The organism is Streptomyces zagrosensis (assembly GCF_014203645.1).
Taxonomy (GTDB): Bacteria; Actinomycetota; Actinomycetes; order Streptomycetales; family Streptomycetaceae; genus Streptomyces; species Streptomyces zagrosensis.
In genome coordinates, this window is record NZ_JACHJL010000002.1 from 580,650 (window position 1) to 599,753 (window position 19,104).

General features: G+C 67.6%; 10 protein-coding genes, 2 pseudogenes and 1 CRISPR repeat array (1 of these 13 cut by a window edge). Of the genes and pseudogenes, 6 read left to right on the top strand and 6 right to left on the bottom strand.

Translation table 11 applies throughout. The annotated features are described in order from the left end of the window. Nucleotides 1-316: direct repeats of the CRISPR family, unit length 24 nt; unit sequence CACCCCCGCACGCGCGGGGACCAC; it begins 199 nt to the left of the window's first position. A 321-nt stretch (nucleotides 317-637) separates the two neighbouring features. Continuing rightward, complete coding sequence (gene alaS, locus FHS42_RS06090; RefSeq protein ID WP_184569464.1) at nucleotides 638-3,295, bottom strand: alanine--tRNA ligase; 2,658 nt, start codon at nucleotides 3,293-3,295, stop codon at nucleotides 638-640. Nucleotides 3,296-3,776: 481 nt separating this feature from the next. Here alaS and FHS42_RS06095 point away from each other — a divergent pair. After that, nucleotides 3,777-4,037: pseudogene (locus FHS42_RS06095) on the top strand (sugar isomerase); the annotation flags it as partial. 389 nt (nucleotides 4,038-4,426) lie between these two features. Here the strand turns inward: FHS42_RS06095 and FHS42_RS06100 are convergent. From FHS42_RS06100 to FHS42_RS06110, 3 genes are all read right to left on the bottom strand, one after another. Next, nucleotides 4,427-5,527, bottom strand: a complete 1,101-nt coding sequence (locus FHS42_RS06100; protein WP_184569465.1) for a radical SAM protein — start codon at nucleotides 5,525-5,527, stop codon at nucleotides 4,427-4,429. Nucleotides 5,528-5,588: 61 nt separating this feature from the next. Continuing rightward, the gene (locus tag FHS42_RS06105; RefSeq protein WP_184569472.1) at nucleotides 5,589-6,128 is read right to left on the bottom strand and encodes a class IV adenylate cyclase; all 540 of its coding nucleotides are present in this window, start codon (nucleotides 6,126-6,128) and stop codon (nucleotides 5,589-5,591) included. A gap of 1,090 nt (nucleotides 6,129-7,218) precedes the next feature. After that, on the bottom strand, nucleotides 7,219-8,448 hold the full coding sequence (locus tag FHS42_RS06110) for a helix-turn-helix domain-containing protein (protein WP_184569474.1): 1,230 nt from the start codon (nucleotides 8,446-8,448) through the stop codon (nucleotides 7,219-7,221). A 734-nt stretch (nucleotides 8,449-9,182) separates the two neighbouring features. Between FHS42_RS06110 and FHS42_RS06115 the strand changes: the two genes are divergently transcribed. From FHS42_RS06115 to FHS42_RS06135, 5 genes and pseudogenes are all read left to right on the top strand, one after another. After that, nucleotides 9,183-9,965, top strand: a complete 783-nt coding sequence (locus FHS42_RS06115) for a DeoR/GlpR family DNA-binding transcription regulator (RefSeq protein WP_184569483.1) — start codon at nucleotides 9,183-9,185, stop codon at nucleotides 9,963-9,965. 396 nt (nucleotides 9,966-10,361) lie between these two features. Next, nucleotides 10,362-11,258, top strand: a complete 897-nt coding sequence (locus FHS42_RS06120; RefSeq protein WP_246494338.1) for an ABC transporter permease — start codon at nucleotides 10,362-10,364, stop codon at nucleotides 11,256-11,258. Nucleotides 11,259-11,371: 113 nt separating this feature from the next. Next, nucleotides 11,372-12,234 (top strand): annotated as a pseudogene (locus FHS42_RS06125) (carbohydrate ABC transporter permease). A gap of 81 nt (nucleotides 12,235-12,315) precedes the next feature. After that, nucleotides 12,316-14,106, top strand: a complete 1,791-nt coding sequence (locus FHS42_RS06130; protein WP_246494224.1) for a type 2 periplasmic-binding domain-containing protein — start codon at nucleotides 12,316-12,318, stop codon at nucleotides 14,104-14,106. Nucleotides 14,107-14,144: 38 nt separating this feature from the next. After that, complete coding sequence (locus FHS42_RS06135) at nucleotides 14,145-15,344, top strand: Gfo/Idh/MocA family protein (protein WP_184569484.1); 1,200 nt, start codon at nucleotides 14,145-14,147, stop codon at nucleotides 15,342-15,344. A 152-nt stretch (nucleotides 15,345-15,496) separates the two neighbouring features. Here FHS42_RS06135 and efeB read toward each other — a convergent pair whose 3' ends face one another. Then, nucleotides 15,497-16,756, bottom strand: coding sequence for an iron uptake transporter deferrochelatase/peroxidase subunit (efeB, locus tag FHS42_RS06140; RefSeq protein WP_184569486.1), 1,260 nt, complete (start codon nucleotides 16,754-16,756; stop codon nucleotides 15,497-15,499). Beyond that, the gene (locus tag FHS42_RS06145) at nucleotides 16,753-19,101 is read right to left on the bottom strand and encodes a copper resistance CopC/CopD family protein (protein ID WP_184569488.1); all 2,349 of its coding nucleotides are present in this window, start codon (nucleotides 19,099-19,101) and stop codon (nucleotides 16,753-16,755) included. The genes efeB and FHS42_RS06145 overlap by 4 nt, the downstream gene beginning before the upstream one ends. Nucleotides 19,102-19,104: the final 3 nt, after the last annotated feature.

Here is a 19,104-nt window from a genome sequence, read left to right on the forward strand (position 1 = left end):
CGGGGACCACGTCTGTTGGCCACCAGCCCTCATCCACCTGAGGGGATCACCCCCGCACGCGCGGGGACCACCCCCATCACACGCCCGTCGCCACGGACGCGCTGGGATCACCCCCGCACGCGCGGGGACCACGACCCCCGCTGGAGCCGACCGGATGCGCCCGCGGGATCACCCCCGCACGCGCGGGGACCACTGGCTCACCTGGGGCCTGGCGGTCCTGATGGCCAGGATCACCCCCGCACGCGCGGGGACCACATTGCGGCGAATCACGGGCTGATTCCGCCGCAGGGATCACCCCCGCACGCGCGGGGACCACAGTTCGCGACCAGCAGTTTTACCGCGCGCTACCCCGGTTTTTACCCACTTCTTCGAACTCCGGCATTTCGCGCAAGCCGCTCATCTCCTCGCCTCTCGCAGGTCATTGACTAGGCCGTGTTTGACTGTGCTGCCGGCGCATGTAGCCAGGAACCGTGCCCAACCGGCTACCTGTCCTTCGCCTGCCTCGCCGCGAGGAGATGTCGCCAGGCGCTGTCTCCTGGGAGTGCTGCCCCGCACGCACTGCCCAGTTTTCCGTTGGGCCCAACGTATACAGCGCCAAGGCTGACGGCGGGTACGGCGAACGGGATTAGGGGTGACGTTATCGGTCGCCGAGCAAGGTGGCGGCGTCCTCGGCTGCGGAAGCAAGAGCCTGGGCGAGGTGTTCGGGGTGGCGTCCGCCGGCGCTGGCAAGGGCTCCGGTGCCGCCTCCTCCTCCGCCGACCGTCTTCGCGGCGCGGGTGATGGCCTGAGATGCCTGGACGCCGCGGCTGAGTAGGTCCGGCGAGACGGCCGCGACGAGCAGGGCCTTGCCGAAGTGTTCCAGCGCGAGGACCACGGCCGCAGGGCCGGTAGACAGGTGGGCCAGGGTCTCGGATGCCAACTGCCTTAGCTCGTCCGGCGTGACGCCGATGACGTTCTGAGCGACGAGTTGCCCGCTGCCGACCCGGCGGGCCGTGCCGGCAAGCTGGGCGGCCTGGGAGCGTAGTTCGGTGGCCCGCATCTGCCCTAGCTTTGCCTGGGCGGTCGCAAGAGCCTCCAGACGCTTACGTAGCGTTTCAGCGGCTTCTGCGGGGCGGGCGCCAAGCACTGAGGTGAGTTCGTTCAGCAGGCGCCGTTCGGTGTCGGTGTGGCGGAGGGTGCCGTGGCCAGTGAGGGCTTCAACGCGGCGGAGGTTGGAACCGATCGAGGACTCGGACAGCAGGCGGAACGCGCCGACCTGGGAGCCGTGGGCGACATGGGTGCCGCCGCAGAGCTCGCGGGAGAAGCCGCCGATGTCGACGATGCGGACGGTGTCGCCGTACTTCTCTCCGAACAGAGCGATGGCGCCCGCAGCTTCGGCCTCGGCGCGGTCGGCGTGCCAGGCCCGCACTGCGGGGTCATCGAGGACGTGGCCGTTGACGGCCGTCTCGATCCGGGTGAGCTGGTCGCGGGTTAGGGCTGTGAAGTGCGCGAAGTCGAAGCGCAGCCGGTCGGGTTCGACGAGGGAGCCCTGTTGGCGGGCGTGATCGCCGAGGGTGGCCATGACGACGGCGTGCAGGATGTGGGTGGCCGAGTGGGAGCGCATCAGGCCCTTGCGGCGATCGCCGTCCACGACGGCTTCGCCGCTGACGCCGGTGCTCAGTTCGCCTTCGATGACGTGGGCGGTGTGGACGCGGAAGCCTTCCAGGCCGTAGCGGGTGTCGGTGATTCGCAGGCGGGTGCCGTCGCTCATGGTCAGTGTGCCGGTGTCGCCGATCTGTCCGCCGGCCTCGGCGTAAAACGGTGATCGGTCGAGCACCAGCTCGACCTCAGTGCCCTCGCCGGCGGTGGGGACGACCGTGCCGCCGCAGATGAGCCCGGTGACGGTGGCCTCGGCTCTCAGGTGCTCGTAGCCGAGGAACTCGGTGCGGGGCAGGCTCCCGGCTAGCTCGCGGTAGGTGTCCATCTTCTTGAGAGCCTCGGCGGTCTTGGCATTGCCGCCGACCTTCGCTCGCTTCCTCTGCTCGTCCAACAGCGCGGCGAACCGGTCCTCACCGACAGTCAGGCCAGCCTCCCGGGCAGCCTCGACCGTGAGCTCAAGGGGGAATCCGTAGGTGTCGGCGAGTTCGAAAGCGGTCTCGCCGGGCAGCGCGGCTGAGCCGTTGCCCTGGGTGCGAGTGATCGCGGCGTCCAGAAGCCGCGTGCCCTGGGCCAGGGTGCGGGTGAAGGACCCCTCCTCGGCGGTGACGACCTGCTCGATCAGCGCGGCCTGAGCCGTCAGCTCCGGCCAGACGCTGCCGAGGTTGCCGATGACGCTGGCGGTCGCGGCGGGGAGGACGGGCCCGTCAATGCCGAGCAGACGCGCGTGCCGGATCGCGCGGCGCATCAGGCGCCGCAGGATGTAGCCACGGCCGTCTTTGGCTGGGAGTACGCCGTCGGCGATGAGGAAGGCGATGGAGCGGGCGTGCTCGGTGACGACCTGGAAGGACACCTTCTCCTCACCCTCGCTGGGGGCCTCACGACCGGCGAGGTCCTGGATGGTGTGGAAGGTGGGCAACAGCAGGTCGGTGGTGCACACGTTGTGGGCGTTCTGGAGGATCGCGGCGAGTCTGTCCAGGCCGAGGCCGGTGTCGATGCTCTTGTTGGTGAGCTCGCCGAGGATGGGAAAGTTGCCCTTCTTGTCGCCCTCGCCGCGCTGGAACTGCATGAACACCAGGTTCCAAATCTCGACGTAGCGTTCGCCGTCGATGGCCGGGCCGCCCTCCTTGCCGAAGTCGGGACCGCGGTCGTAGTTGACTTCCGAGCAGGGCCCGCAGGGGCCGGGGACGCCCATGGACCAGTAGTTGTCCTCCATGCCCAGGCGCTGAATGCGGGAGGCGGGGACGCCGATGCGGCGCCAAAGGTGCTCGGCCTCGTCATCGTCCCTGAAGACGGTGATCCACAGCTTGTCCTTCTCCAGCCCGTAGCCCTGGGTCAGAAGTTCCCAGGCGAAGGCGATGGCGTCTTCCTTGAAGTAGTCGCCGAAGGAGAAGTTGCCCATCATCTCGAAGAAGGTCGCGTGCCGGTTGGTGCGGCCGACGTTGTCGATGTCCGAGGTCCTCGCGCACTTTTGAATGCTGGTCGCGCGGAGGGAGGGCGGGGTGCCCTCGCCCAGGAAGTAGGGCTTGAACTGGTTCATCCCGGCGTTGGCCAGCAGCAGGGTGGGGTCGTTGGGGATCAGTGGGCTGGACGGGATGGGCTGGTGGCCACGGGAGGTGAAGAAGTCGGTGAACGTGTTGCGGATCTGCGTCGAGCGCATAACGGCATGGCCTCACGAAAGAGTCGTGGAAGGTGGGGGAACATCACACGCCGAGCCGGGCCGAGAACAGGGACTGAGAGGGTTCTCAGTTCTCCAGCTCGACGCAGATAGCTCGCGCTCCCACGGTGTAACCCATGACTCCAGATCCGTTGATCACATCGGTGCCGCAGCAGACCGCCATCACGATGGTCCCGGTCTGCCGCAGCACCGACTGTAGCGAGCCCGGCGTCAAGATCGCTTAGGGTGCGGGGGCTGACACCCGGTGGGGGCCCAGAATGTTGAGACCAGGCGGGTGACGGCACCCTCCCATGACGGCTCGTTGGGGGGCGACTCGTCCTCACCGTTTCAAGTGCCGGTGTCTCACCCCAGTCAGGTCACCGGAGGGCCCCGTGTTGGGTAGACGCGGACGGAGTACCGCTCGTCGTAATCGGTGACACCGAGTACGTAAGCGTTACCGGCACACAGAGCACGTAGGGCGCGCTCGTACTCGGCGATGGAGTACTGGCACGGCCCGATCAGCATCACCACCAAGGGCACCGCGACCTGGATGCTCGGCACCGCGCCGGACGGCCTGGCCGACCAGGTGCGGGAGACCGGGGCCCAGTGGGTGGCCGGCGGCCTAGACCCACTGGCGGAGCTGGTACGAGTGCAGCGCCTCGCCCTCGCCATCGCCGACCGCCACAGCCTCGACCCGGACAACCCGCGCAACCTGACCCACTCGGTGATCCTTGGCGCGGGCTGAGCGACGCAAGTAGGCTGGTGGGCCCGCGCGTTGATCCTGTATGGGCTGGCCGTTGCCCGTTGGCCGTATGCCGTTGGCCGCTCACTGTCGCTGGTGAGCGGCCGACGATGGTGGGGGCTTGCCCTGTTGGTGCGGGGACCACCCCGAACTCCAAGAGGAAGTCGTACGCGGTGAGGGTCCACCCCTGCACGCGCGGGAACCTTTCCTGGTGAAGATGCGAGTGCTGATCCTGGATGACACGCGTGAAATAAGTGGGCGCCATCATCGGCTGACGTGTACGAACAGCGCCCCCGACGTGTCTCCGTCGAGGGCGTGTCCCAACCTGCAGGCTTACTCGCCACCTGCGGCCACGGGGCAGAAGTGACGATCACGATCACGTCTGTCGATCATCACGCGGGCTCCCTCACCGAGTAAAGGCGCGCCAGTCGAGTCGCTTCGTCGTCCCGGAAGGCAGCGACTTCCCGACACCTTTGGCTCATGACAAACTCGCCAAGCGGCATGCACAAGTCCATGCGTTGGATGCACACACCGATGATGAACGGGCCGTTCGTAGCCCGGTACATGCGTATCCCGTAGTAACCCTCTTGGCAGTCATCGGGATTGTTGAACCGGCAGTCGGCGCAGGTCTCGGGGAGGCGCACGGGCCGGATGCTCTTCGCGTACAACGTCCGCCCGTCCGGCAAACGGTATCGAACCCGCTGGTCCGAAGCGCCGGCCGTGATGATTCGACGTACGGGGACGGCGCCGAGGTGGTCCACGACTTTCTGCATGGCGGCGAGCGACGCGCCGCCGTCCTCCAGGGAGACGAGCATGCGCACCACGACGGACCGGCCGTGCTGCTCGATGATGCGCAGCACCCGCTCGACGTGATCGCTGTCGGGGATCACGATGTTCGCGGAGACCTTGACGCCGTGTTCGTGGGCGGCCTCGATCGTCATCGTGAGAGCTTCTAATTTTCGGGCCGCGAGCTTCGGGGAGGCGAGGCGCGGGGCTTGTACGGCGGCGAGTTCGTCGGGGGTGGTGCCGAACACGCTTAGGTTGATGCGGTCAAGGCCAGCGGCCGCGGCCTCGGGCAGGACGGCCGCGCCGTTCTCGCCATTCGATGTGAGACCGACAGTCAGGCCGAGGTGACGTGCGATCCTGATCAGGTCAGGCAGCTCGGGATGAAGGGTAGGTTCCCCTCCAGTGAAGTGCACTTCGTTGGTGGGCAGGCTGCCGCGGACTGCGGCGAGTGCGAGGGCGAAGTCCGAATCAGCCACGATTTTAGCTGGCAGAAAGCTCGCCCCGTTGGTCTTGAGGTAGATCGACACGCGCCCGGTACGCCCCGAGGTGCCGATGAACTCGCCTGCGGCACGACCTAAGTTGTCGGTGGTAACGGGTGTGCCTTCATTGTGGCAGAACTGACAGGCGAGGCCGCATGCGTCGATGATTTTGACGCGCAAGGTACGGTCGGGCCTGACCTCGATAGGCAAGTTTTCGAGGTCGTGCATGGTGCCCCCTCTCCGTGCCGGCCGGGGCACGGTGCCCCGGCCGGGGCTAGCGGACGCTGACCTACTCGAACCGAAGGTCGGCGATGGAGTCGAGATCGATGCCGTACAAGGCATAGACCTTGGTCGTGTTGATCGACGTCAGACGATCACGGTCGATCCCTAGGACGGCGGCGGTGTCCCAGACCTGGGTGTCGTCGTCTGCCTCGATCTCCAAATACGGCGGGATGCGGGGCCACTCGTCGATTTCCAGCCGCACCTCGCCGAGGGTGTAGGAGGTACGCCGGTTCTCCTGGTAGCTGCGCGGCGTGAGACCGACCAGGCCGAGCAGTTCGCTCGTTTCCTCGAACGAGCCGACGGTGACTTCGGTCTCGTGGGTGCCGTCCACGGCGTCCGTAGAGACCTGCTTGACGCACAGCGTGGTGCCCGTGCCGGTGTCACGCAGCCGCACCCATCGCCCGGGAACGGCCGGGATGGTGTCGTAGACGTACCGACGCATGAGCCGAGTCTTGTCCCGCTGGACGCCACCGGCGTCGAGGATGAGCTGCGCGGTCTTCGCAGGGTCGATGTCCAGGGCCTTCGCTTCATACTCGATGCTTGCCATGGGGCTCCGATCGGTGATTGTCGCCGTGATGTGTTGACCGCCCGGCGCGCAAGAGGAGGGCAAGGCTTCCCGCCCCAGAATGTTGAGGCCAGGCGGGTGACGGCACCCTCCCATGACGGCTCGTTGGGGGCGACTCGTCCTCACCGTTTCGAGTGCCGGTGTCTCGCCCCAGTCAGGTCGCCGGAAGGCCCCGTGTTGGGTAGACACAGACGAAGTACCGCCCGTCGTAATCGATGACACCAAGTACGTAAGCGTTACCGGCACTCAGAGCATGTAGGGCGCGCTCGTACTCGCCGTCGTCGCTGTCCTACTTGAGCAGATGAGCATCAGGCTGGAGCGTGTCAGCCCCAGCGCGAGCAAGGGGACATCGCACATGCATGGCGCGGTCGGCCCACGGGCAAGCAGGTGGGCCAAGTGGTGTGCTTCTGCCCGCAGCCATCGCGCGGCGAGGCCCGGCGTGCGAGCGTGGTACATCGCCAATGACACCTGCCGGTGGCCGTTCAGTTCGTTGGCGGGTGGCATCACAGCGATAGGCGACACAGGCCCGGGCGGGCGAGGGGGCTGGGTGTGAGGGATGGAAGGTCACGATCACCATCCGTTTTCCTGGGCATGCTCCCTGCCCCCGATGAGCTGGTCCAGTTGGACACGGTAGAGCTCGACTTGCCCGGGGGTCAGGATGAGTAACGACTCGGAAGTTTTACCGTTCTCATGATGAACCTGAACGGGCAGCGCCCCTTGCTGCGCCCGAGGGTCGTAACTGGCATCGTGGTGCAAGGGCGTCACGTGCGTGACGGGGGCGGACACTGGGCATAAGGTCGTGCCGTTTGCCGGCGCGCACCAGTCATGCCCCTCCCTCAGCGGATGCAAGTGGTAAGACGCCGTTGCCTTGTCTGGGAGGGCAACGACGACGCCGATTTCCCCTTCTTCTCCCCTGGCAAGGTCGAGAGCGAGGTCGCCAAGGCGGGGGTGGAATGGTGTGCCAACGCAGGACTTACCGCGCACACTGGGCAGTTGGGGTGGGTTCTGTTCGACCATGCGTCGAAGCTAGAGACATGGCAGGGGGCGAACATGAGCCGGAGGAATACACCCTCTATCCGTCGAGGTGAAAGCGGTCGGACATGCGCCGCAACTTCTCGCGCGTCGCGGCTCGCTCGGCGTAGACAATGCTCCGGAGCGTGGACCGAGCGATGGGGTGGTTGCGCACGAGTTGGGGAGCGATCCGCTCGGCGGTCTCCAGTTCAACAAGCGCTTTGTCGCGGTTGCCGTCCCACAGCCACGCACGAGCGAGATCCATATGGTGATGGCTCTGGCGAGAACTGGGCAGATCGGCGACAACTTCGGGACTCGTGCGGCGGTTGATGGCGAGTGCCTTGATCTGGTCACCCGCCTCCAAGGCGACGCTGATCGCGTGAATCTGCACGTTGCCGGTGGAAAACGTCACGGAGTGGCGGTCGTAGACCGGCGGGCCCTGGTAGTTGCTCACCCGGTAGGCGGCATCTTGGGCGTAGCCGATGCGGTCCTCGGCCTCGCTCGTCCGGTTGGCGCGCGCAGCGGCGACTGCGGCGCGGAGTTGCAGTGACCCCCACATACGCAGGGCGGGCAGGTCACCGCGGTCGTAGTCATCTTGTATCCCGGTGAGGGCCTTGTCGGAGAGGGTGAGCGAGTCAGACCAATCCGCCGTGGCCCACATGTCCCATACCCGCATCCAGTCGGCTAGAGAGGGCATCACAGGGTCGCCGGACAGCCGTGCGGACCATACTGCGCGCTCGGCAGCCATGGCGATCAGCTCGGGGTGCCCAAGAGCGTGGGCGGCGGTGTGGGCGAACTTGCAAGCGACCGCGTAGACCGCGTATGCCTCCTCGCGCTCATGCCCCGTGGCCACCTCAGCGAGCGCGCGAGCCTCGCGCAGCAAGTCGGGCAAAACCCGCAGAATCGCAACGTTGGCCGCCGCGTCCCGCAGCCGGTGTAGGCGGGTCATCTCCTGCCACAAATCCCCGGAAGAGCGGGGCGTTCCGTCGAACACAGGCGTGAGGTCGTAACGGCGCAGCTCGCGCAGGATGGACGATGCCGTGACCTGCCATCCGTTCTCGCCCGGCGAGCTGTTGTACGGACGACCGATCAAATCGTTGGGGTGCACGTGCAACTCGGAGGCGATGAGATTGAGTAGCCCGACGCGATCGAGTTCAATATGCCCCCGCTCCATTTTGGAGACCCAGCCCTGAGACTTGCCCAGGGCTGCGGCGAGGTCGGCCTGTGGCATCCCGAGACGAAGCCGCGCGCGCCGAACACGGCGACCGATCTCCTCAGCCTCTTCCAACATCAGCGTGCCCCCAGTGCTGCGGGGCGACGGTTGATCTCACGCAAGTAGCGAGGCAGTGGTGTTCCGTATGTCGGGCTCATACGCCAGACGGTACCCAGATCAAACTATGCATGGGGATAGCAAGTCTGGAACGACGTCGCAGGGCCGGCGCGCTTCTCGGCCTTCGCACCCCGCCGCCGGCCTACTCTCCGAGGCTTCGCCGGTCCGGCACCTCGTGCCGCCTCCCCCGGGCCCACCTCCCTCGCCCCCGCCTGGCCCGCCCGCGGCGGACGCCCGCGCCGCCGAAACCGCCGCTGCCGCCGCCGAAGCCGCAACCGCCGCCGAGGGCGACAACGCGAGGCCCCGCACCCCACACCCCGCACCCCACACCCCGTACCCCGCAACCGCGCCTGGGGGGACACGCGAGATCATGCGTACACGACGTGGCCCCTGCGTCCCTGCTGTGCAGTCTTGAACGTTTTTGTTTGAATGGGTGACTGGTCTCCCATGAGTGCGCATGAAGACGCAGTGCGTGTGCCGAGGAGGCCGCGGCGGGGCACAGTGGACACAACGAGGAACGCACAACGCGCAGCGCACAGCAAACAACGCACAGCAAACAACGCGCAGCAGACAGCGCACACCGCGCAGTAGGCAGTCACACGAAGGCAGTCACACAGAAGGCAATCGCACAGTAAGCGATCACACGGCTAGGGAAACGCGCCGCCAGCGCGCGGTCGCGAAGTGGTGGAGGTGTAGTGAACCGGTACGAACGGCACAATATGTTGCTTGGTCTCCTTGCCGAACGGCGACAGCTTGAAGTGGACAATGTCGCAATCGAATTGGATGTTTCCGCGGCGACGATCCGCCGTGACCTGGACCATCTGGCCGAGCAGCGGTTGCTGACCCGGACCAGGGGTGGGGCGGTGGCGCACACCGTCGCGTACGACCTGCCGTTGCGCTACAAGGCCATGCGCAACGGTGAGGAGAAGGAGCGGATCGGGCGTGCCGCCGCGGCACTCGTGAGCCGGGGCATGGTGGTGGGGCTCAACGGTGGTACGACCACGACCGCGGTGGCTCGGGCCATCGCCACCAGGACGGATGGGCCCGACAAGTCCGATGAGCCGGTGGTGACCATCGTGACCAATGCTCTGAACATCGCCAACGAGCTCGCGGTACGCCCCCATGTGAAGATCGTGGCCACCGGCGGGGTGGCGATGCCGCAGTCGTACGAGCTCATCGGCCCGTTGGCCGGTCACATCCTGCGGGAGATCAGCCTGGACATCGCCTTCATCGGCGTGGGCGCGCTGAACGCGGAGCTTGGCGCCAGTGCGCACGATGAGGGTGAAGCGAGCATCAATGCTCTGTTGGCCGCGCAGGCCCGCAAGCTCGTGGTCGTAGCGGACAGTTCGAAGCTCGGCGAGCAGGCGTTCGCCAGGATCTGCCCGGTCAGCGCCATCCATGTGCTGGTCACGGACTCGAAGGCGCCCGAGCAGGCCAAGCGGTTCGAGGAGCGTGGGGTGACCGTCATTCAGGCGTGAGCAGTGCCTGGGGCGGCGGTGTCGTCCCAGGTTCCCGCGCAGCGAAGTGCAATTCTGCGCGTTTCTAGAAGTTTACGAACACCTCTTGTCACCTTCGCGCAGTGGCGTGCAAGATGAAGCCGCCTCGTGGTGAACGCCGCTGCACGCCGCTCCATGCTGCGTGCCCGGCGTGCTCCCTACCGCGAGGACTCGGCAGTCGCATTTCCCTGCACGGCGGTTTCCGCGTGCCTTGGGCGGGCTGCCCCGCGTCCGCTCTCGCTCTCACTGCCGGAGGTGAATGTGACGGCTTCCGTATCGTCGTCGGCCCGTCCGGGCACGTCGCAACACGAAGCCCCACCCTCTGCGGCCCCGCGCCCGAAGGGGAAGCGGGCACAGCGCAAGCTCGGGCGCGTCCCGCTGCGCCAACGGCTGCGGCGCGACTGGGTCTTGTTGCTGCTGTGCCTGCCCGGGGTGGCCTACTTCGCGGCCTTCTTCTACCTGCCGCTCATCGGCAACGTCATCGCCTTTCAGGACTACCAGCCGTTCCTCGGCTTCAAGCACAGCCCGTATGTGGGCTTCCAGAACTTCTCCGCGCTCGTCGAGCAGCCGGAGTTTTGGACGGCGGTGTACAACACGCTGGAGATCACCGGTCTTCAGCTCCTGCTCTACTTCCCCGCGCCGATCGCGCTGGCCCTGCTGCTGAACTCGCTGGTCGGTGAGACGGCCCGGCGCTTCGTGCAGACCGTCGTCTACCTGCCGCACTTCCTGTCGTGGGTCGTGGTCGTGGCGATGTTCAAGCAGGTGCTCGGCGGGACCGGCACGGTGAGCAGCTTCCTCAATGACAACGGCGTCGCTGTCGGCAACATCATGACCAACCCCGACACCTTCAAGCTGCTGGTCACCTCCCAGATGATCTGGAAGGACTGCGGCTGGGGCGCCATCATCTTCCTCGCCGCGATGGCCTCCATCGACACCGCGCAGTACGAGTCGGCGGCGATGGACGGCGCGGGTCCCTGGCGGCGGATCTGGCATGTGACGCTGCCCGGCATCCGGCCGGTGATCATCATGCTGCTGATCCTGCGCCTCGGCGACATCCTCTCCGTCGGCTTCGAGCAGATGCTGCTCCAGCGCGAGGCGGTGGGCGCCGAGGCCTCCGAGGTCCTGGACACCTACGTCTACTTCCACGGCGTCGTGGACGGCGACTGGGGCATGAGCACGGCCGCCGGACTGATGAAGGGCGTGATCGGACTCGTGCTGATCGTCGCCGCCAACAAACTGGCCCACCGCCTGGGCGAGCAGGGAGTGTACAAGTGACCACCTCGCTGCTGACCTCGCGCAAGCCGTCCGGGCCTGGCCGCAAGAGTGGCGCGCCGAGCAACCGCGCCTGGCCCTGGCTTCGGGGCCCACGGCCCGAGCGACCACCGTGGATGGAGCGCCCCAGCTGGTACGGGCAGATCGCCAAGGCGGTGGCCCTGACCCTGATCGTCGTGGTCGTCTGCTACCCGTTCTTGCTCGCGCTGGGCACCAGCCTGGCCGGGCAGCAGGAACTCGACGCCAACGGCGGCTATGTGCTGATCCCGGAGCACCCCACGTTCGAGGCGTACAACGTGCTGCTCCAAGGCGGCGTGGTGACTCGGGCGACACTGGTCAGCGTCGTCATCACGGTGATCGGCACGGCGCTGAGCGTGTGTGCACGGTCGCCCTCGCGTACGGCCTGTCCCGGCCCGGCGTGGTGTGGGGCAAGCCGATCCTGCTGCTGGTCCTTGGCACCTTCTTGTTCACGCCCGGCATCATCCCCACCTATCTGGTGGTGCAGGAATTCGGCATGCTGGACAGCTATGCCTCGCTGGTTCTGCCGGTGCTGCTCAATGTCTTCAACGTCATCGTCGTACGGGCGTTCTTCCAGGGAATTCCCACCGAGTTGTACGAGGCCGCGCGGCTCGACGGCGCCGGCGAGCTCACTATTTTGTGCCGTGTTGTGTTGCCGCTGTCCAAAGCGGTCATCGCGGTCGTCGGTCTGTTCTACGGCGTGAGTTACTGGAACAGCTTCTTCAACGCCCTGCTCTTCCTCAACGACTCCGGAAAATACCCGCTCCAGGTCGTGCTGCGGTCCTATGTCGTGCAGGGCGAAAGCATCAACGCCCGTGCCCTCGGCGTCAGTACGCTGCCGCCGTCTATCTCCCTCCAGATGGCCGTCCTCATCCTCGCGCTCATCCCCATTCTGTGCGTGTACCCCTTCCTCCAGAAGTATTTCGCGAAGGGCGTGCTCACCGGCGCGGTCAAGGGTTAAGCGACGCTGCGCACCTAGGTAGTTGCCGTAGTCGCCTCACCGCCGTTGCCAGCCGACCGCACCCACCGAACCAGGAGAACCATGGCACCCCAGCAGAACGACAGGCAGCAGGTGAACGGCGTGCAGCACAGCGGCCGGCAGGAAATGCAGCAGCAGGAAATGCAGCACACGCAGCAGACGTCCCCGCACACGCAACAAGCGAACGTGCGGCGCCCCGGTGAGTGGCAGCTCAATCGACTTGACCGCCGCCGTTTCTTCGGGGTGGCGGGCGTCGCTGGAATCGCCGTCGCCGGGCTGACCACGCTGAGCGGCTGCACCACAGGAACGGCCGCGTCCGGGAAGGGCGCCGAGGGGTTCCGTAAGGTCAAGCTCCCCGCGTACGTACCGGCCAACGTCGCACCCGCCGACCTCGCCGGCAACACCGAGGGCCTGGACGCCGCCTATCTGCGGTACCCGACGAAGCTGGTCAGGTCGGTGCCGAAGCCTCCCGGCGACGGGGAGTCCATCAGCGCACTCACCGAGACCTTCACCACGCCCGCCCCCGCGATGGGCCGCAACCGCTATTGGAAAGAGCTCAACAAGCAGTTGGGCTCCGAGCTCAAGATGAACATCGTCGTGGACAGTGGCGCCGATGCCTATCTGACGAAGTTCAATGCGATCATCGCCAGCGGCGACATACCCGACCTGGTGTGGTTCCCACCCAACCAGGGCCTGCGCAAGGTCCCGCAGCTCCTTCAGGCGAAATTCCACGACGTGACCTCGTATCTGTCGGGCGCGGCCATCAAGAAATACCCCAACCTGGCCAACCTTCCCGACTATGCGTGGAAGACGGCCGTCATCAATGGAAAGATCGCCGGGGTGCCCGTTGCGTACGGACGTATGGGTCAGATCTACGTCATCAACGAGGACTTCTGGAAGCCGGTCGGCGGGGCCACCTTCGCCAGCGCCGAGGACTTCCTCGACAAGGGCAAGGAACTCCTTGACACCAAGCGCAAGAAGTACGTCCTGGAGCCCGCGTACGTCAATGCGCACAATATGTTCGCGCAATGGTTCGGCGCCCCCTCGTCGTGGCGCCTCGATGGCGGAAAGCTCACAAATCGCTATGAGACCGATGAATACTTCGAGGCGCTCGAATTCGCGGTGAAGGTGTTCAAGGCCGGGCTGTTTTGGCCGGACCCGAACCTGACCACCACACGCGAAAAGATGGCCCAGGGCACATTGGGTGCCTATGTGCAGTCCTTTCCGTCCTTCCTGGTGGACGTCAAGACGTACGACTTCCCGTTCGGCATCATCAAGCCGTTCGCCGCAAAGCCCGGGGTGACCGCCCACTTCGACTTCGGTGCCGGTTCTGTTGGCTTCACCGCCATCAGCAAGAACGTAGACAAGAAACGCATCCCCACGCTGCTCGGCGTGCTCGACTATCTCGCCGCCCCGTTCGGCACTGAGGAGCGGCTGTTCCTCGACAACGGCATCGAGGGCACCCACCACCGCCGCACCGACCGTGGCGATGTCGTTCTGACCGACAAGGGCAACGCCGAGGCCGTCACCACCGCGATGCCGCTCGCGTTCCTCGCCAACACCCCCGAATACCTCTACCTCCCCGGCAAGTCGGATCTCACCCGGCGCATCCACGGCTGGCAGCAGGAACTCATCAAGATCGGCCAGGCCAGCCCGGTGATCGGCCACTACTCCGACACCAACGCCGACAAGGGCGCCTCCCTGACCAAGGCACTCAACGACGGCGTCCTCGACATCATCGCCGGCCGCAAGTCGCTTTCCGACTTCGACGGTCTCCTGCGGAGTTGGCGCTCGGGCGGCGGCGACCGCATCCGCAAGGAGTATGAAGAGTCGCTGGCCAGCGCCAAGAAGTAGACCGGGGCCGAGCAACCGATGACACAGGGGAGAGACACATGACAGCCAGCGAAGACCTCCGGATCGGCGTCATCGGCCTCGGGCTGCGCGCCAACCTGGCCGTGGCCGCACACCGTCCCGGCCACGGCAGCGTCGTGGCCGCCGTCGCCGACACCGACGCCGCGGTGCGCGCGAAGGTGCCCGAGCGGTTTCCGGGCGCGAGCGCCGTGGATGACTACCGCAAGCTCCTTGACGACGCGTCCATCGACGCGGTCATCGTCGCCACGCCCGACGACACGCACGAGGCCATCACCTGCGCCGCGCTCAGCGCCGGCAAACCCGCGTACGTCGAAAAGCCGCTGGGCATCACCGTCGAGAGTTGCGACGCGATGTTGCGAGCCGGCTACGAGACCGGCACCCGGCTCTACGTCGGGCACAACATGCGCCACATGGGCGTCGTGCGACTCATGCGCGATCTGATTGCGCGCGGTGACATCGGCGAGCCCAAGACGGTATGGGTGCGGCACTTCGTCTCGTACGGCGGCGACTACTACTTCAAGGACTGGCACGCCGATCGGCGGCGCACCACCGGGCTACTGCTCCAAAAGGCCGCGCACGACATCGACGTGGTGCACTGGCTGGCCGGTGGCTACACCCAGCGGGTCAATGCGCTGGGTGACCTGATGGTTTACGGCGATCTGCCGCGCCGGGAGCCCGATACGCCGCGCCCTGACGGCTGGCTGCGGGAGTTCGACTGGCCACCGACCGCGCGCCGCGACCTCCACCACATCGTGGACGTCGAAGACGTGTCGGTGATGAACATGCGGCTGGACAACGGCGTCATCGCCGCGTACCAGCAGTGCCACTTCAGCCCCGACTACTTCCGCAACTACACGGTCATCGGCACCGAGGGCCGGATCGAGAACTTCGGCGACGGCCCCGGGGACCTGGTGCGGCTGTGGAACACCGGCCCCACCGGCTACCGGGCGAGCGGCGACGCCGAGTTCCGCGTCCCGGAGGCGAAGGGCACGCACGGCGGTGCGGACGCCCGGATCATCGAGGAGTTCTGCCGCTTCGTGCGCGAAGGCGGCGCGACGGACACCTCACCGGTGGCCGCCCGAATGAGCGTGGCGGCAGGCGAGCTTGCGACGCGCTCCCTACGCAACGGCGGCACACCCTTCGATGTGCCGCCGCTGGCACCGGAGTTGATGGCGTACTACGCGGCAGGACAGGTCCGAGCGGGCGGCGCCCACACGTGAAGTGACGCCAATACGGGAGCGGCCAACACGGGGACGGCGCCGCTGACATAGCCGCGCTCCGGTCCGGATCGGCACTCCGAGCGGGGAGGAGCACCGGCCCGGACCGGGACGCCAGCCAGGCCAGCCCTCAAGCAACCGCTGCCTCACGTACGTCAGCCCTCAAGCAGCCGCTGCCCCACGTACTCGCCGTCTCCCGCCGCCGCCGGGACCGCGAAGAGGCCGCTGGCCTCGTGTCGTAGGAAGCGGGAGAGCCCGTCGCCGCGGTCCAGCTTGCGCTGCACGGGCACGAACCCCTTCATCGGGTCCGCCTGCCAGGCGATGAACAGCAGACCCGCGTCCGGGGTGCCGTCGTCGCTGAAGCCATCGTGGTACGAGAACGGGCGGCGCAACATCGCCGCACCCTGGTTGGACTCGGGCGCCGCGACCCGTACGTGTGCGTCGCCGCGGATGGCGATCGAGCCGTCCGCGGCGAACTTGTTCAGGTCCACCGGGGTGGTCTCGGTGCCGCCGGAGAGCGGGGCGCCGTCCGACTTGCGGCGGCCGATGACCCGCTCCTGCTGCGCAAGGGAGAGGTTGTCCCAACTGTCGAGCAGCATGCGGATACGCCGTACGACCGCGTACGAGCCACCGGCCATCCACTCCGGTGAGCTGTCGTCGCCGCCCTTGGGCACGAAAATCCGGGTGTCGAAGTCCTCTTCCTCCGGTTTGGGATTGTTGGTGCCGTCGATCTGGCCCATCAGATTGCGCGTGGTGCGCGGCTCGGTGGTCGCGCCCGGGGTGCGGTTGAAGCCGGCCATGTACCAGCGCGTACGGGCCGCATCGCCGGCCAGGCGTTGCAGCGTACGCAGCGCGTGAAAGGCCACCAGGCCGTCGTCGGCGCCGAGTTGCAACCACAGGTCGCCGTCGCTGCGCTTGCGGTCCAGCGCATCGGATGAGAAGTCGGGCAGCGGGCTCAGGGCCTGCGGCAGCTTGTCCTTCAGGCCCACCTTGTCGAAGAAGGTGCGCCCAAAGCCCATGGTGACGGTGAGGGATGAGGGGCCCGCGTCCAGCGCGATACCGGAGCTGTCCTGGTCCGGTGCGCGGCCGTCCGACATCTCCCGCGCCGCTTCCGTCCAGCGGCGCAACAGCGCGGCGGTGGCCTTGCGGTCGGTGCCGGGGGCCAGGTCGAAGGCGATGAGATGGCCGTGTGTCTGGTTCGCGGTGGTGATCCCGGCCTGCGGAGTGCCGTGCGCACGAGCCTCGCCTGCGAAGGCGACGGATGTGGTGCCGATGCTGGTCAACGCGGTGGAGTCGGTATCGCGTGAGACGCGGTCCGCCGCCACGGCACCCGCCCCGCCGGCGATGAGCCCGGCGGCGCCCGCCGCGCCCGCCGTGCCCAGCAGACGGCGGCGCGAAATGGAGTCCTGAGTCATGGTCCGACCTTCACAGTGTCGATCTCCGTCACCTGATCGATGTCGGAGGTGCGTACGGTCAAGGAGAGTTGCCAGTCGCCTGGCATGGGGAGTTGAACGCCGGCCGCGCTCCAGTGGCCCGCCGACACCCGGTTCAAGGCCACGGACAGCGGCCCGACGCCCTTCTCCCGCAAGGTGAGGGACGCCTTGAGTTCAGGCGGGTCAACGGGCCGGCCGCCCGGTCCAGTGAGATAGGCGTGGAACTGGTTGTCGCCCGAGCGCGCCGGGTCGAGCGTCACCTGCGCGGTGCCGCGCCCGTTCGGGCCGCCGGTGTCGTACGCGATGCGTACGGTGGCCGCATCAGCGGTGGCGCCCTGTTGCGCCGCGGCCTGCTCGGTCTCGGCGCGGCCCGGCTGGGTGCCGGTGAGCACCGTCGTCACGGCGAGCAGGACGACGGCGATGCCGGTCTCGACGGCCACGGAGCGGCGCAGTCCGGTACGGACCGGGTCTGCGTCGCGCTCACGCCGGGTCCGCGTCACGCTGACGGCGGCTCGCTGCCGCGCGAGCTGCGCAGCCCGCGCGGAATCGGACGGAGCGCCTTTGCCTGCGCGACGGTTGCCGGCTTTTGTTTCTGCTGCGGAGGTGGCGCGAGGTCGTGCGGTGGGATGTGCGTTGGCCGGTGGGACGGCCGGTGGGATGGTGTGTGGAGTGGCCGGCGCGTTGGATGGTGCGGTGGTTTGTGCGTCAGGCTCGGTGTCGGCCTTGGTACTCGATGCTCGCTCGGCCTTGGCGTTCGTTGGGCCCTTCGTTGTGCCCTTCGTGGTGCGGATCGCCGGTGCGGCGTCGAGTTGGGACGTCCAACGGCGGGAGAATCCGGCCGCCCCCACCAGCAGCGCCACCAGGCCGACCTTGACCAGGAGCCAGCGCCCGTACTCCGTGTCGGTCAACGCCGCCCACGAACCGACCTGCCGCCACGACTGGTAGAGCCCGGTGGCCGCCAGCGTGCCAACCGAAGCCAGGGCGAGTTGGGAGAAGCGCCGCACCGCGAGCCGTGGCAGCGCCACCTCGGAGCGCAGCGAGACCAGGAGGGCGATCAGTCCGCCCAGCCACACCGCGACAGCCAGCAAATGCAGCACATCGACCGGCATCGCCAGCGACCTTTGGAGGCCCACCGACGCATGCTCGGCCATCGCCCAGGTCGCGGCGAGGCCCACGGCGACGAGCGTGCCCACGATGCCGAGCCCCCACGCCAGGTCGGGCCGCCCGGCACCGAGCGCGGGGCCCTCGGCCCCACCGTGGCCCTCGCCTCGACCGTGGCTCGCGCCCCGGCCCAGCCCCGCGCCCCGGCCTTGCCCCATGCCCCGGCTTTGCCCCGCGCCCCGGCCGGCGGCGCTACGACTGGTGCCATGGCTGGTGCCGCTGGCCGAGGCCCGCGACTGGCCGGATGGCGCGTACGAGTCGAACAGCACCGCCAAGAACACGGCTGCCGCGGCCAGCAACAGCAGCCGTGAAAGCATCGCCGTTCCCGGCTTGGTGTCCAAGACGTCCCGCAACAGCCCGAGGTCGAACGCGGCGCCGAGCCCCTTGCCGTTGCTGGTGTACGGGCCGCGCAGCATCAGCAGCGCGACGGTGGCGGCGAACAACGCCACCCAGCCGGTGGCGGCCACCCGCTGCACACCGCGGGTGGTGTGGCAGCGCCCGGCGAACACACACGCCCCGACGAGCAACACGAAGCCGCCGTACGCCGCGTACCGGACGATGTCGTACAGCGCGGAGACCGTGTCGTCGGGCTCCGCACTTGGCACGGTGACCGAGGTCTTGGACGGCGCGCCGATGGAGAAGGTGTACGCGCCGCCCACCGGATGGCTGTCCTCCGACACCGCCTGCCAGGCCACCGTGAACGTGCCCGTAGGCAGCCCGGAGCGCAGCCGCACCGCGGCTGTGGACGACTTGCCGCCCACGTGCGCCGGCTTGCCGTCATCCACCCGCTCACCCCGCGGGTCCAGCACCCGTACCGAGTCGTCCGAGAGCAGCACACCCTCCGAGAAGGTGAGCGATACGCGCTCGGGCGCCTCCCGCAGCACCGCGCCCTTTGCCGGGTCGGTCCCGGTGAGCGCGGCATGCGCTGCGGCCGGGGTCGCGCCGACGCCGAGCGCGCACAGCAGCGCCGCGAGCAGCGTGCCGAGCACGGTCAGCGGCCGGCGATGCCGCCCCACCAGCGGCCGTCGTACGGCCCGCGCCCGCCGACACGCCACCCGCGAACACCATGCTGCCGGAGCCGCCGGGGTGAGCGCCTGCCGGGACGGCGCGCCAAGGCGGCGCGGTGTCACGGGCCGTGGAGTGGCCTGGTCAAAGGGCGCGGGCATAGG

Coding starts and splice junctions, on each gene's coding strand:
- alaS (WP_184569464.1), bottom strand. CDS start 3,295: ATGCGCTCGACGCAGATCCGCAACACGTTCACCGACTTCTTCACCTCC.
- FHS42_RS06100 (WP_184569465.1), bottom strand. CDS start 5,527: ATGCACGACCTCGAAAACTTGCCTATCGAGGTCAGGCCCGACCGTACC.
- FHS42_RS06105 (WP_184569472.1), bottom strand. CDS start 6,128: ATGGCAAGCATCGAGTATGAAGCGAAGGCCCTGGACATCGACCCTGCG.
- FHS42_RS06110 (WP_184569474.1), bottom strand. CDS start 8,448: ATGTTGGAAGAGGCTGAGGAGATCGGTCGCCGTGTTCGGCGCGCGCGG.
- FHS42_RS06130 (WP_246494224.1), top strand. CDS start 12,316: ATGGCACCCCAGCAGAACGACAGGCAGCAGGTGAACGGCGTGCAGCAC.
- FHS42_RS06135 (WP_184569484.1), top strand. CDS start 14,145: ATGACAGCCAGCGAAGACCTCCGGATCGGCGTCATCGGCCTCGGGCTG.
- efeB (WP_184569486.1), bottom strand. CDS start 16,756: ATGACTCAGGACTCCATTTCGCGCCGCCGTCTGCTGGGCACGGCGGGC.
- FHS42_RS06145 (WP_184569488.1), bottom strand. CDS start 19,101: ATGCCCGCGCCCTTTGACCAGGCCACTCCACGGCCCGTGACACCGCGC.